12 protein-coding genes and 1 tRNA gene are annotated in these 13,381 nt (G+C 70.4%); 7 read left to right on the top strand and 6 right to left on the bottom strand.

The window, feature by feature from the left end:
- The first annotated feature begins 32 nt into the window (after positions 1–32).
- Positions 33–1,253, top strand: a complete 1,221-nt coding sequence (locus ACWCPN_RS09235; protein WP_451203716.1) for an acetyl-CoA C-acetyltransferase — start codon at positions 33–35, stop codon at positions 1,251–1,253.
- Between the two features lie 282 nt (positions 1,254–1,535).
- Entirely contained in the window at positions 1,536–2,318 is a 783-nt protein-coding gene (locus ACWCPN_RS09230; RefSeq protein WP_451203831.1) for a hypothetical protein, read from the top strand.
- Between the two features lie 25 nt (positions 2,319–2,343).
- On the opposite strand, the gene ACWCPN_RS09225 is transcribed toward ACWCPN_RS09230, so the two are convergent.
- On the bottom strand, positions 2,344–2,655 hold the full coding sequence (locus ACWCPN_RS09225) for a hypothetical protein (protein ID WP_199210814.1): 312 nt from the start codon (positions 2,653–2,655) through the stop codon (positions 2,344–2,346).
- A gap of 99 nt (positions 2,656–2,754) precedes the next feature.
- Here ACWCPN_RS09225 and ACWCPN_RS09220 point away from each other — a divergent pair, with 99 nt between their 5' ends.
- Positions 2,755–2,985, top strand: coding sequence for a DUF4287 domain-containing protein (locus ACWCPN_RS09220; RefSeq protein ID WP_020940491.1), 231 nt, complete (start codon positions 2,755–2,757; stop codon positions 2,983–2,985).
- Positions 2,986–3,094: 109 nt separating this feature from the next.
- Here the strand turns inward: ACWCPN_RS09220 and ACWCPN_RS09215 are convergent, their stop codons facing one another.
- The 3 genes from ACWCPN_RS09215 to ACWCPN_RS09205 form a co-directional block, all read right to left on the bottom strand.
- Positions 3,095–3,940, bottom strand: a complete 846-nt coding sequence (locus ACWCPN_RS09215) for a Bax inhibitor-1/YccA family protein (RefSeq protein ID WP_451203714.1) — start codon at positions 3,938–3,940, stop codon at positions 3,095–3,097.
- A 145-nt stretch (positions 3,941–4,085) separates the two neighbouring features.
- Entirely contained in the window at positions 4,086–5,261 is a 1,176-nt protein-coding gene (locus tag ACWCPN_RS09210) for a 4-hydroxybenzoate 3-monooxygenase (RefSeq protein WP_451203712.1), read from the bottom strand.
- Positions 5,262–5,415: 154 nt separating this feature from the next.
- Positions 5,416–5,502: transfer RNA gene (locus ACWCPN_RS09205), tRNA-Leu, on the bottom strand.
- 392 nt (positions 5,503–5,894) lie between these two features.
- Between ACWCPN_RS09205 and ACWCPN_RS09200 the strand changes: the two genes are divergently transcribed.
- Both ACWCPN_RS09200 and ACWCPN_RS09195 read left to right on the top strand, forming a co-directional pair.
- Positions 5,895–6,665 carry an ABC transporter ATP-binding protein gene (locus tag ACWCPN_RS09200; protein WP_199210817.1) on the top strand — a complete coding sequence of 257 codons (771 nt, stop codon included), beginning with the start codon at positions 5,895–5,897 and terminating at the stop codon, positions 6,663–6,665.
- On the top strand, positions 6,665–9,193 hold the full coding sequence (locus ACWCPN_RS09195) for an ABC transporter permease (protein WP_451203710.1): 2,529 nt from the start codon (positions 6,665–6,667) through the stop codon (positions 9,191–9,193). Before ACWCPN_RS09200 ends, ACWCPN_RS09195 begins: the two co-directional genes overlap by 1 nt.
- 66 nt (positions 9,194–9,259) lie before the next feature.
- Here ACWCPN_RS09195 and ACWCPN_RS09190 read toward each other — a convergent pair whose 3' ends face one another.
- Both ACWCPN_RS09190 and ACWCPN_RS09185 read right to left on the bottom strand, forming a co-directional pair.
- The gene (locus ACWCPN_RS09190) at positions 9,260–10,549 is read right to left on the bottom strand and encodes a class I SAM-dependent methyltransferase (RefSeq protein ID WP_451203708.1); all 1,290 of its coding nucleotides are present in this window, start codon (positions 10,547–10,549) and stop codon (positions 9,260–9,262) included.
- Positions 10,550–10,760: 211 nt separating this feature from the next.
- On the bottom strand, positions 10,761–12,143 hold the full coding sequence (locus tag ACWCPN_RS09185) for an NAD(P)/FAD-dependent oxidoreductase (RefSeq protein WP_451203706.1): 1,383 nt from the start codon (positions 12,141–12,143) through the stop codon (positions 10,761–10,763).
- Positions 12,144–12,821: 678 nt separating this feature from the next.
- Here ACWCPN_RS09185 and ACWCPN_RS09180 point away from each other — a divergent pair.
- Together ACWCPN_RS09180 and ACWCPN_RS09175 are read left to right on the top strand one after the other, a co-directional pair.
- On the top strand, positions 12,822–13,094 hold the full coding sequence (locus tag ACWCPN_RS09180) for a type II toxin-antitoxin system Phd/YefM family antitoxin (RefSeq protein WP_451203704.1): 273 nt from the start codon (positions 12,822–12,824) through the stop codon (positions 13,092–13,094).
- Positions 13,091–13,360 carry a type II toxin-antitoxin system RelE family toxin gene (locus ACWCPN_RS09175; protein WP_006143791.1) on the top strand — a complete coding sequence of 90 codons (270 nt, stop codon included), beginning with the start codon at positions 13,091–13,093 and terminating at the stop codon, positions 13,358–13,360. Before ACWCPN_RS09180 ends, ACWCPN_RS09175 begins: the two co-directional genes overlap by 4 nt.
- Positions 13,361–13,381: the final 21 nt, after the last annotated feature.

Raw genomic sequence — 13,381 nt, 5'->3', positions numbered from 1 at the left:
GGCCCTGCCCAACTCCGTCCTCTGGAGCCGTGATGCCCGAAGCCGTCATCGTCTCGACCGCCCGCTCCCCCATCGGCCGCGCCTTCAAGGGCTCCCTCAAGGACCTGCGCCCGGACGACCTGACCGCCACGATCATCCAGGCGGCGCTGGCCAAGGTTCCCGAGCTGGACCCCAGGGACATCGACGACCTGATGCTCGGCTGTGGTCTGCCGGGCGGCGAGCAGGGCAACAACCTCGGCCGCATCGTGGCCGTGCAGATGGGCATGGACCACCTGCCCGGCTGCACGGTCACCCGCTACTGCTCGTCCTCGCTGCAGACCAGCCGCATGGCCCTGCACGCCATCAAGGCCGGCGAGGGCGACGTCTTCATCTCGGCCGGCGTCGAGATGGTGTCCCGCTTCACCAAGGGCAACTCCGACAGCCTGCCGGACACGCACAACCCGTTCTTCGCCGAGGCCGAGGCCCGGACCGCCGCCGTGGCCGCGCAGGAGGGCACCACCTGGCACGACCCGCGCGAGGACGGCCTCGTCCCGGACGCCTACATCGCGATGGGCCAGACCGCGGAGAACCTCGCCCGCTGGAAGGGCGTGACCCGCCAGGACATGGACGAGTTCGGCGTCCGCTCGCAGAACCTGGCCGAAGAGGCCCTCAAGAACGGCTTCTGGGAGCGCGAGATCACCCCGGTGACCCTGCCGGACGGCACGGTCGTCGCCAAGGACGACGGCCCGCGCGCCGGTGTCACCCTGGAGGGCGTGCAGGGCCTCAAGCCGGTGTTCCGCCCGGACGGACTCGTCACGGCCGCCAACTGCTGCCCGCTGAACGACGGCGCCGCCGCGGTCGTCATCATGTCCGACACCAAGGCCCGCGAGCTCGGCCTCACCCCGCTCGCCCGCATCGTCTCCACCGGCGTCTCCGGCCTCTCCCCGGAGATCATGGGCCTCGGTCCGGTCGAGGCGTCCCAGCAGGCGCTGCGCCGGGCGGGCCTGACCGTCGACGACATCGACCTCGTCGAGATCAACGAGGCCTTCGCCGCCCAGGTGATCCCCTCCTACCGCGATCTCGGCATCGACCTGGACAAGGTGAACGTCAACGGTGGCGCGATCGCCGTCGGCCACCCCTTCGGCATGACCGGCGCGCGCATCACCGGCACGCTGATCAACTCGCTCCAGTTCCACGACAAGCAGTTCGGCCTGGAGACGATGTGCGTCGGCGGTGGCCAGGGCATGGCGATGGTCATCGAGCGCCTGAGCTGACGCACCCTCGGTAGCGGGCGCGGCACCCTACGTCAGGCAGCGGCCCAGAACCCGGGAAAGCCCCGGGTTCTGGGCCGTTTTGTGATCCAATCTCCCTCAGGATGTGACCTACATCCCTCGCGGAGGCGTCCTTGCAGGTCAGCGCCGTGAGTCGGGAAACGGCACCACCAAAGACCTGTCCGTTTCGTGACGTTACGCACTGACAGCTGGTTAGTCCGCCCTTCAAGCTGATGTAGGAAGTCGGGGGTCGACTTTGAACCTGGGAGTACGTCAGTGAGCGCCATGCCTTTCGCCCTGCTGCTCACCACGGCCGCCACGGGCGCCGTGGGCGTCGCCGTTCTGCGGACCGTTCTGAAGCTGCGCCGTCAGCTCACCCGGCTGCAGGCGCAGCTCGCCGAGAACCAGGCCTCCGCCACGCGCGCGCTGCTGCCCGCCGCTCGCGCCGCCGACGCGGACGAGATACGCGCGGCCGTGGCCGAGGCGCTGGCAGAGGAGCGGGAGCGGGAACTGGCCGAGGCCCGCGCCTTCTGGGCCGCGCAGGAGGCCCGCGACGCCTCGGACGCGCCGTCCCTGCTGAACCTCACCGAGAACGATCTGTTCCTGCCCCGGCAGACCGACTTCGCGGGCCTCGAGTCGCTGGAGCCGGTCGCCGAGCCGGTGACGGAGACCGAGGAATTCTCCGGGGGCGAGTCCGCCGAACTGGCCGCGGCCCGCCGCCGCCATCCCTCGCACCCGGACTTCGTGCCGGTGCAGTCGCCGGTGGTGAACGACCACGAGCGCACGGTGACCGCCCTGGAGCAGCTCGCCGCCGACCAGGTCGAGCTGTCCGACGTCCGGCCCGGCCCCCTGGGCACCCTGGACGTCTACCTCTTCGCCGACGGCACCACCCTGTGCATGACCCCCGGCCACCGGGAGACGGCGGAGCGCCTGGCGGAGGCCGTCCGGGAAGGCGAGACGCCGTACCTGCTCGGCGGCTCGGGCATCTCCGGCGCCTACACGCTGACGTTCGCGTGCGGCGGCGACATGGTCTACATCCTGGCGGACCGGGTCATCGCGTCCCTGTGACGGCGGCGGAAGCCGTGGCGGTGCCTCAGACGCCGGCCCGCTTCCGCGCCTCCTCCACCAGCCCGACCGCCTCGCCGACCTCGTCGTCGGTGCGCAGCACCAGCGACAAGTCGTGCGCGGCCACCAGGATTTGGTCGGCGGCGGCGAACATGCCCGCGTCCGGCATGTCCCGGGGCTCGGCGTCCGGCTCCTCCACGCGCTGCGCCCACCGGGCCAACTCGTTGGCCAGCGCCAGCGCCTCCGCCGCGGCTCCGCGCTGGAGCCGACTCTGCGGAGCCGCCCGCAACCGGTCGGCGAAGTGATCCACTGCTCGGGTCAAGGGCGTCGTATCAACCACGGGCTGAGCGTAACGCGCCGCACTGTTGCCAATACGCGAACGCTCAGGCACGGTGACGTGAAGGACCGGCTTACATCCCCTTTGCATCCGGAGGCGCCGATGTCCCAACTCTTCTCCGAGGAGACCCACCGCAACCTGCTCGCCCGCATCCCCCATTGCACCGGTCGTGAAGTCTCCGACTGGCTGCGCACCGTCGAAGAAGGCCCCGCCCTGTTCCGCTTCGAGGAGAAGGTCAGCTGGCTCCGGCACGAGTACGACCTCGCGTACGGCCACGCCAAGGCGATCGTTCATGAGTACGACCTGAGGAGGGCCGCCCGCAAGCTGCTCTGAGCGCGCGGCGACCCGGACACGGCAAAGGGCCCCTGCGATCCGCCTGCGACGGATCCGGGGCCCTTTCCCACGACTTCACCCGGTCGGCGGCCCGCTGGGGCCGGCCGCGCTAGTCGTTGCTGCTGAAGATCGCCACCAGCCGCAGCATCTCGACGTAGATCCACACCAGGGTGAGGGTGAGTCCGAACGCGGCGAGCCAGGACTCGTTGCGCGGGGCGCCGTAGGCGATGCCGTCCTCGATCTGCTTGAAGTCCAGGGTGAGGAAGAAGGCGCCGAGCACGATGGCGATGATGCCGACGATCGCGCCGAGCGGGCCGAAGCTGCGCAGGCCGCCGTCCTCGGCGACGCCGAACGCGACCAGCAGCAGGTTGACCGCCATCACCAGGATGAAGGCCATGGCGATGGCCATGCCGATGCGGGCGTAGCGGGCCGTGACGCGGACCCAGCCGGCCTTGTAGACGAGCAGGGTCGCGGCCGAGACGGCCATGGTGCCGAGCACCGCCTGGAAGGGCGCGCCGCTCCAGCGGCTGTTGTACATCTCGCTGATGACACCCAGGAAGACGCCCTCGAAGGCCGCGTAGCCCAGGATCAGCGCGGGCGACGGAGTGCGCTTGAAGCTCTGCACCAGCGCCAGGACCATCGCGATGATGGCGGCGCCGAAGGCCAGGCCGTAGCTGGTCGTGGAGACCGGCAGCAGGATCCAGGCGAGGGCGGCGCCGACGGCGACCGTGCCGAGCGTGAGGGCCGAACGCATGACGACGTCGTCCATCGTCATCCGGCCGGTGGCGGCCGGGGCCTGCGGCGGGGCACCCTGCTGGAGGTCCTGCGGGGCATAGGGGTTCTGCGCGTACGGGTTGCCCTGTGCGTACCCGGCCTGCGCTGCGGTGTTGAAGCCGGCGTAGCCGTTGTCGCGGCTGAACCCCCGTCGCGAGAAGACCGGGTTACTGCTCCTCATTTCACTCCTCCATGGCCACCGTGCGCGGCCTTGGCTCAAGAGTAATGGATTGGCAAAAGAACGGCCGTACTACTTGAGGGGGATCTTTCCCCTGCGGTGTTGCCCAACACGCCGCGCGAACCCCTGATTCCCCCTGTGGAACCGCTCACTCCAGCGGGAAGCCGGTGTAGGCCTCGGCCAGATCGGTCTCGGCCGCGCGGGAGGAGGTGACGCGTTCCAGCGACGCCCGCTGGAGGCGGGCGTCGAAGGAGGTCGCGCCGGGGGCGCTGTGCAGCATCGTCGTCATGTCGTACGAGAACCGCTCGGCCTGCCAGATCCGGCGCAGACAGGTGGCGGAGTAGGCGTCCAGGAGTTCCGGCGACCCGGTCCGCCGTTCGTGGACGAGCGCCCGGGCGAACGTCACGACGTCGCCGACGGCGAGGTTCAGCCCCTTGGCACCGGTCGGCGGCACGATGTGGGCGGCGTCACCGGCCAGGAAGAGCCGGCCGTGGCGCATCGGCTCGTGCACGAAGGACCGCATGGGGGTGACCGACTTCTGGGTGATCGGACCGCGCTCCAGCTTCCATCCGTCGCCGGTCTCCAGGCGCCGGTCCAGTTCGGCCCAGATCTGCTCGTCACCCCACTGTCCGGCCTCGGTGCCGGCGGGCACCTGGAGGTAGAGGCGGGAGACGGAGGGCGACCGCATGGACAGCAGGGCGAAACCGCGGTCGTGCCGGGCGTAGACGAGCTCGTCGTGCGAGGGTGCGACGTCGGCGAGGACGCCGAGCCAGGCGTACGGGTAGGTCCGCTCGAACACCCGCGAGACCGCGGCGGGGAAGGCCTTGCGGGCCACGCCCCAAAATCCGTCGCACCCGACGACGTAGTCGCACTCCAGGACGTCCTCGCGCCCCTGGTACCGGAACGGCACCCGCGGCCGGCCGCCGCCCGCGCCCTCGACGGCCAGCGCCTCCGCCTCGAAGAGCAGCGGGCCTCCTTCGGCCAGCTGGAGGGCGATGAGGTCCTTGCACACCTCCGTCTGGGCGTAGACCGTCACGGACCGCCCGCCGGTGAGGCCGGGGAAGTCGACGCGGTGCCGGCGCCGGTCGAAGCGCAGTTCGATCCCGTCGTGCCGCAGCCCCTCGCGGTCCATCCGGTCACCGGCCCCGGCCTCCCGCAGCACGTCCACGGTGCCCTGCTCCAGGATTCCGGCCCGCTGCCGCTGCTCGACGTAGGCGCGGTCGCGGCTCTCCAGGACGACCGAGCCGATGCCGGCGCGGTGCAGCAGCCGTGCCAGAAGCAGCCCGGCCGGACCGGCTCCGATGATCCCGACGGTGGTGCGCATCGGTCGCTCCCTCTCCTCTGCCCCGCTCGCGTTCGCTTGGTGAAGTTTCTTTCACTCGGTTGCGCCGCGAGTCTCCGGCCGCACACATGCCGCTGTCAACGGTCACGGGGCAGAACGCGTGGGAAACAAGGGAGCGGGCCGGAAAGAAGAGGATTGGTGCCCGGAGCCGGACTTGAACCGGCACGCCCGCGAAGGGGCAGCGAGGTTTAAGCTCGCCGTGTCTGCATTCCACCATCCGGGCAGGCCATGGGCACCGCTGCGAGGCTCCGAGCCTATCGGGGAGCATCCCTCGAACAGACGATGCGATGACCCGATGTTGTCTTATTTTATTGATGTCTGAGGGTGCATCAGCACTCGGAACTCGCCATCCGCACTTGCCACCAGCGTGACGGGGCGTGGGTGCGCACGTACACGGAATGACGGAATTTCACCTACCGAACGAGGGCGCTCGTCCTGTTCCGGCCACCGCGCGCGTCAGGGTCCCCCGTCCTCCCCAGGTATGACGCGGAGCCGCTCCGTCCGACCGGAGTCGCCCCCTTGAACGGGAACAGCGGCTGACTACAGGCGCGCCGGCGGCCGGGACGATGGATCAAGTCCCCGAAACAGACGCCGTCCCGACAGGAGCACCCTCCCGTGACCACCACACCCACCGCCGGCCGGACCACGGCCGTGGCCGCACGCGCCACCGAGCTGTCCAAGATCTACGGGCAGGGTGAGACCCGGGTGGTCGCCCTGGACCGGGTCTCGGTCGACTTCCGGCAGGCGGAGTTCACCGCGATCATGGGACCGTCGGGTTCCGGCAAGTCCACGCTGATGCACTGCGTGGCGGGCCTGGACACCTTCTCCTCGGGGTCCGTGCGGATCGGCGAGACCGAGCTGGGGTCCCTGAAGGACAAGCAGCTCACCAAGCTCCGCCGGGACAAGATCGGCTTCATCTTCCAGGCGTTCAACCTGCTGCCGACGCTCACCGCGCTGGAGAACATCACCCTGCCGATGGACATCGCCGGGCGGAAGCCCGACAAGGCGTGGCTGGACCAGGTCATCCAGATGGTCGGGCTCTCCGGACGGCTGAGCCACCGGCCCGCCCAGCTCTCCGGCGGCCAGCAGCAGCGCGTGGCCGTGGCGCGCGCCCTCGCCTCCCGGCCCGAGATCATCTTCGGTGACGAGCCGACCGGAAACCTCGACTCGCGCTCCGGCGCCGAGGTGCTGGGCTTCCTGCGCAACTCGGTGCGCGAGCTGGGCCAGACGGTGGTCATGGTGACCCACGACCCGGTGGCGGCGGCGTACGCGGACCGGGTGGTCTTCCTCGCCGACGGCCGGATCGTCGACGAGATCCACGGCCCCACCGCCGACTCCGTCCTCGACCTCATGAAGCAGTTCGACGCGAAGGGCCGTACCAGCTGATGTTCCGCACCGCCCTGCGCAACGTCTCCGCGCACAAGGCCCGGCTCCTGATGACCGTGCTCGCCGTCATGCTCGGCGTGGCCTTCGTGTCCGGGACCCTCGTCTTCACCAACACCATCTCCGACGCCTACCAGAAGAGCTCCGCCAAGGGCTTCGACCAGGTCGACGTCGCCGTACGCCCCGAGTACCAGGACTCCAAGGGGGACCGGGTCGGCAAGACCCCCGAGCTGACCCAGGCCCTGCTCGACCGGGCCGCGAAGGCGCCCGGCGCCGCCTCCGCGACCGGTGTCGTGACCGGGTTCACCGCGATCGCCGGCAAGGACGGCAAGCTGCTCGGCGACGGCTGGCAGTCCGAGGGCGGCAACTACTCCGGCACCGAGGACGCCCGCTACCCCCTGGTCGCCGGCCACGCGCCCCGCGGCAGGGGCGAGGTGCTCATCGACGCCAGGACCGCCGAGCGGGCCGGCTACAAGGTCGGCGACACCGTCCGGCTCTCGGTGGACGGCCCCGTCCTCACCCCGCGCATCAGCGGCGTCTTCAGCACCGACGACGGCAACGTGGCCGCCGGCGGCAGCCTCGCCCTGTTCGACACGCCCACCGCGCAGGCCCTGTTCGGCAAGAAGGGCACGTACGACGAGATCGACGTGAAGGCGACGGCGGGAACCAGCCAGCGCGCGCTCAAGGCGTCCCTGGACAAGGCGCTGCCGGCACACCTGGTGGAGACCACCACGGGCCGGCGGCTCGCCGACGACCAGGCCGAGATGATTTCTTCCTCGATGAGCGGACTGAAGCAGAGCCTGCTGGTGTTCGCCGGCATCGCCCTGTTCGTCGGCACGTTCATCATCGCCAACACCTTCACCATGCTGGTCGCCCAGCGCACCAGGGAACTGGCCCTGCTGCGGGCGGTCGGCGCCTCCCGCCGGCAGGTCACCCGCTCGGTGCTGATCGAGGCGCTGGTGGTCGGCACGGTCGCCGGCGTGACCGGTCTGGCCGCGGGCATCGGCATCGGCGCGGGTCTGCGGTCGCTGCTGGGGTCGTTCGGCGCGAGCGTGCCCGACGGGCCGCTGGTGATCACACCGGGCACCGTGCTGACCGCCCTCGCCGTCGGCATCGTCATCACCGTGCTCGCCGCCTGGCTGCCGGGCCGCCGCGCGGCGAAGATCCCGCCGGTGGCGGCGATGAGCAGCGTGCACGCCAAGGCGACCACCAAGTCGCTGGTGCTGCGCAACACGCTCGGCGCGCTGTTCTCGGCGGCCGGCGTCGCCGTGGTCCTCGCGGCCACGACGATGGACACCGACTCGGCCCAGGGCCCGATGGGGCTCGGCGCGGTCCTGCTCATCATCGGCGTGTTCATCCTGACCCCGCTGCTGTCCCGCCCGCTCATCGCGGCGGCCGCGCCCGTGCTGCGCGTGTTCGGCGTCTCCGGCAAGCTGGCCCGCCAGAACTCGGTGCGCAACCCGCGCCGTACGGCGGCCACGGCGTCCGCGCTGATGATCGGCCTGACGCTGATCACCGGCATGACCGTGATGGCGGGCAGCCTGCAGACGTCGATCGACCGGATGGCCAGTTCGGCGATCCGCGCGGACTACGTCGTGTCGATGGCCAACCGCGGCCCGCTCTCCCCGGACGTGGCGCGCAGGCTCGCCGACGCGGACGGTGTCACCGCCAGCAGCCCGCTGCGCAACGGCGCCTCCCGGATCGGCGGCGAGACGGAGTACCTGACCGGCGTCGACGGTTCGGCGATCGGCAGGCTGACGGACCTGAAGGTGGACGACGGCTCCTTCACCGTGGGCGGCTCACGGATCGTCGTGGACAAGGACCGGGCCGAGGAGCACGGCTGGCGGGTCGGCTCCCGGTTCACCGCGCACTTCGAGGACGGCGCGGCGCGCGCCCTCACGGTCGCCGGGATCTACGAGGGCAACGACATGCTCAACGGGATCATGCTCGACAACAAGGTCCTCACCCCGCACCTGACCGACCCTGCCGACATGCAGGTGATGGTCAGGACCGAGGGCGGCGCGTCCGACGGCGCGAAGGACCGGCTGGAGAAGGCCCTCGGCTCCAACCCGGCGATCCGGGTCCAGGACAAGAAGGACATCTCCAACGACATCGCGAAGATGTTCACGCTGATGCTGAACATGGTCTACGGCCTGCTCGGCATGGCGGTGATCGTCGCGGTCCTCGGCGTCATCAACACCCTGGCCATGTCGGTCTTCGAGCGCTCCCAGGAGATCGGCATGCTGCGCGCGATCGGCCTGGACCGCAGGTCGGTCAAGCGGATGGTCCGCCTGGAGTCGCTGGTGATCTCCCTGTTCGGCGGAGTGCTCGGCATCGGCCTCGGGGTGTTCTTCGGCTGGGCGGCCGGCGAACTGCTGGGCACGAAGATGCCGACGTACGAACTGGTCCTGCCCTGGGGCCGGATGGCGCTCTTCCTGCTGCTGGCCGGGGTGGTCGGAGTGCTGGCCGCCCTGTGGCCGGCCCGGCGGGCGGCACGGCTGAACATGCTGGCGGCCATCAAGGCCGAGTAGCCGAAACGGACGACCGGGGCCCCGTTCCGCGTGCCGGAGCGGGGCCCCTCGTCGTGTCCCGGTGCGTCAGGTGTTCCAGGTGCGGGTGCGCAGGGGGAGCCCGGAGGCGCCCGAGTCGGCGGCGCGGACGGCCAGGACCTGGTTGACGCCGATGCGGTTGCGTTCGAAGGCCAGCGCGCTGGCGGCCATGTACAACAGCCAGACACGGGTCCGGCCGGGGCTGGTGAGGCGCATCGCGTGGTCCCGGTCGGCCTCCAGCCGGGTGACCCACTCGCGCAGGGTGCGGGCGTAGTGCTCGCGGATCGACTCCACGTCCCGGACCTCGAAACCGGCCCGCTCGAGCTGGGTGACGGTGGTGCCGACCGGGGCGAGTTCGCCGTCGGGGAAGACGTAGGCGTCGATGAACGCGTCGACCTCGTAAGAGGATTCGTCGCGCCGCGGGCGGCGGGCGATCTGGTGGTTGAGCAGCCGTCCGCCGGGCTTCAGCAGGGCGTACAGATCGCTCGCGTAGTCCAGGTAGCGCTCGGCGCCGACGTGTTCGGCCATGCCGATGGAGGAGATCGCGTCGTAGGGGCCGTCCGTGACGTCCCGGTAGTCCTGGACGCGGATCTCGACCCGGTCGGTCAGCCCTTCGTCCGCGACGCGCTTGCGGGCGTACGCCGCCTGCTCCTGGGAGAGGGTGACGCCGACGACGCGCACGCCGTGCTCCCGGGCCGCGTGGATGGCCATCGAGCCCCAGCCGCAGCCCACGTCCAGCAGCCGCTGCCCCTCCGTCAGGCCGAGCTTGGCGCAGACGAGTTCGAGCTTGTCCCGCTGGGCGGACTCCAGGGTGCCGCCGTCCTGCCAGTAGGCGCACGAGTAGACCATCGACGGGCCGAGGACGACCTCGTAGAAGTCGTTGCCGACGTCGTAGTGGTGGCTGATGGCCCGCCGGTCGCTGTGCCGCGTGTGCAGGTGCCGGCGTCTGCGGACCTCCTCGCGGGGCGGGGCGGGCGGGATCGGCGGCCCGGCGAGCCTCAACAGCTCGCGCCCGGCGGCCCGCACCTCGGGGTCGCGCAGCGCCTCGGCCAGGCCGCGGGCGTCCTCGTCGCGCTCCCACACCAGCCCCGCCATGACCTCGAGGACCCGGTAGAGGTCGCCCTCGACCTCCAGGTCTCCGGAGACCCAGGCCCGGGCCAGGCCCAACTCGCCGGGCTTGAAGAGCAGTCGGCGCAGGGCCCGGCGGTTGCGTACGACGAGGGCCGGGGCGCCCGGCGGCCCGTCCTGCGAACCGTCCCAGGCGCGGATCCGCACCGGTAGCGGTGCTCCCAGCAGCTGCTCGGCGAGATTCCTCAGCCGCGACGCGGCGTCGGCCATGGCGCACACCTCCAAGACGACGATCCCGGATGTCCGATACCACGTAAACACCGCGAGGCCTCCGGCGCAGTCCCGCAAAGGAGTTACAGGTGGGCGGACCCGCCCTGCCGGAGACCCGCCGGAACGCCCGAAGACCTCCCGCACCACGGATGGCGGGAGGTCTTCGGGATGGTCACGGCACCGGTTCGGCGACCGGCGGCACGACCGTGGGTCAGGAGGCCTTGGCCTTCTCGCCGGTCTTGCCGGCGGCGGCGACCGGGGCCGGCTTGGCGGCCTCGTAGAACTCCTCGCGCGGGTTCTCCATGGCGCCCAGGGAGACGACCTCGCGCTTGAGGAACATGCCGAGGGTCCAGTCGGCGAAGACGCGGATCTTGCGGTTCCAGGTCGGCATCGCCATGCCGTGGTAGCCACGGTGCATGTACCAGGCGAGGCGGCCCTTGAGCTTGATCTTCACCTTGCCCATGACGATCATCGCCACGCCCTTGTGCAGGCCGAGACCGGCCACCGCACCCTTGTTGGCGTGCTCGTACTCCTTCTGCGGGAAGCCCCGCATACCGGAGATCACGTTGTCGCCGAGGGCACGGGCCTGGCGCAGCGCGTGCTGGGCGTTCGGCGGGCACCAGGCGTTCTCGTTGCCCGCCTTGCGGCCGACGAGGTCCGGGACCTGGGCGTTGTCGCCGGCGGCCCAGATGTAGTCGGTGCCCTTGACCTGGAGCGTGGGCTCGCAGTCGACGTGGCCGCGCGGGCCGAGGGGCAGACCGAACCGGGCGAGGGCCGGGTTCGGCTTGACGCCGGCGGTCCAGACGATCGTGTTGGAGTCGACCTCGAGGCCGTTCTTCAGCACGACGTGGCCGTCCACGCAGGAGTCCATGGAGGTGGAGAGGTAGATCTCCACACCGCGGCTCTCCAGGTGCTCCTTGCCGTACTGGCCGAGCTTGGGGCCGACCTCGGGGAGGATCTTGTCGGCGGCGTCGACGAGGACGAACCGCATGTCCTCACGCGAGACGTTCTTGTAGTACTTGGCCGCGTCCCGGGCCATGTCCTCGACCTCGCCGATGGTCTCCGCGCCCGCGAAGCCACCGCCGATGAAGACGAAGGTGAGCGCCTTGCGGCGGATCTCCTCGTCGGTCGTGGAGTCGGCCTTGTCCAGCTGCTCCAGGACGTGGTTGCGCAGGCCGATGGACTCCTCGATGCCCTTCATGCCGATGCCCTGCTCGGCGAGGCCGGGGATCGGGAAGGTGCGGGAGACCGCGCCCATCGCGATGACCAGGTAGTCGAAGGGCAGCTCGTACGCCTCGCCCACGAGGGGGGCGATCGTGGCGACCTTGCGGTCCTGGTCGATGGTGGTGACCCGACCGGTGAGGACCTCCGCCTTCGGCAGGACGCGTCGCAGCGGGACGACGACGTGCCGAGGGGAGATGCTGCCGGCGGCGGCTTCGGGGAGGAAGGGCTGGTAGGTCATGTACGACCGGGGGTCGACGACCGTGACGGTCGCCTCGCCGTAGCGCATCTTCTTGAGGATGCGCCGAGCTGCGTACAGGCCTACGTACCCACCGCCTACTACGAGGATCCTGGGACGCTCCGTGGTGCTCATGGCATCGAGTATCCACCCGGCTCAGGGGGGCTGCTCGTGCGCCCCTTCACAAGCTCTTGCATGCCCTGTGCTAAACTCCGCGGCCCACGTGACACAGGTCATGTCACCGATCCGGAACCGTGGGGCGGTCTGACCCGTTGTCAAGGCCGCGTGAGCTGCCTCTCTGTCGATTCAAGGCGTCCGTGAGGAGCCGGAAACACCCTCGGAGCATCCTTCCCGGGCCCCCCGTGCGCCCATCATCTGAACATGTTCAAACGGCAGATGAACCCCCGGAAGGGCCAACCGGCCCTCTTTCCCGGCCGAACGGGACGGAATTCCTTGTGAAGAAGTTCACGAACTTTCCCGACGGGGTGTCGCCTCGGGCGCCGAACGGCTCGCTCACACGTTATCCGAGCTGCTCAACAGAGGCTACTCATCAGTAGCATCGAGGCCTGAAAGTGCCCCGGGAACGGGGTGTGGAACGGGGCCGACGGCGGGGACAGCCGGCGCCCACGGGCCGGAAGGCACGGCCGGGGCCGCACACCGCCCGCCGCCCGTGCCGCCGGTGCCGTCACCCTTCGGCGCCGGCCGTTACGGCGCCGCCCTCCGCCGCGCTGAAGGCGATGCCGTCGAGCATCGCTCACGACCGCTACTCCCGACAGGCGCCCACGTGTACACGCGCACGCGTACACTGGGCTCATGACCGAGAACACCGTGACCGTGCGGGAAGCCCGCGCCCGCCTCGCCGACCACATCAACCGGGCCGAGGAAGGCGTCCCGACCGTCATCACGCGCAATGGCGCCCCGGTGGCGGCCGTGGTTCCCATCTCGGACTTCGAAGCGCTGGAGGAAGCGGCCGACGTGATGCTGGCGCGTGAGGCCGAAGCTGCGCTGGCCGAGGGCGGCGCCACCGTGACCATGGCGGAACTGCTGGCGGACCTGTTCACCGAGCAGGACGGCGAGGCGGCGTGAAGTACGCCTTCCGGTTCACCACGGCGGCGCAACGACAGCTCCGTGCCATCAGCCGACCCGACGCCATGCGCATCCTGGCCGCGCTGACCGCACTCGGTGACGACCCGTACCGCCAGGACGCCGACGTCAAGAAGCTCACCGGCCCATCCGGGCTCTACCGGCTCCGGGTCGGAAGCTACCGGATCGCTTATCAAATCAACGACGGCGAGCTCGTCATCCTGGTCGTCAAGGTGGGCGACCGGCGGGACGTCTACCGCAACCTGTGACGCCCCGCCCGACACCCGTAT

Source organism: Streptomyces sp. NPDC002386, from assembly GCF_053593175.1.
Note: the sequence above shows the minus strand (reverse complement) of the source record. Positions and strands in the feature narration are given on the sequence as shown.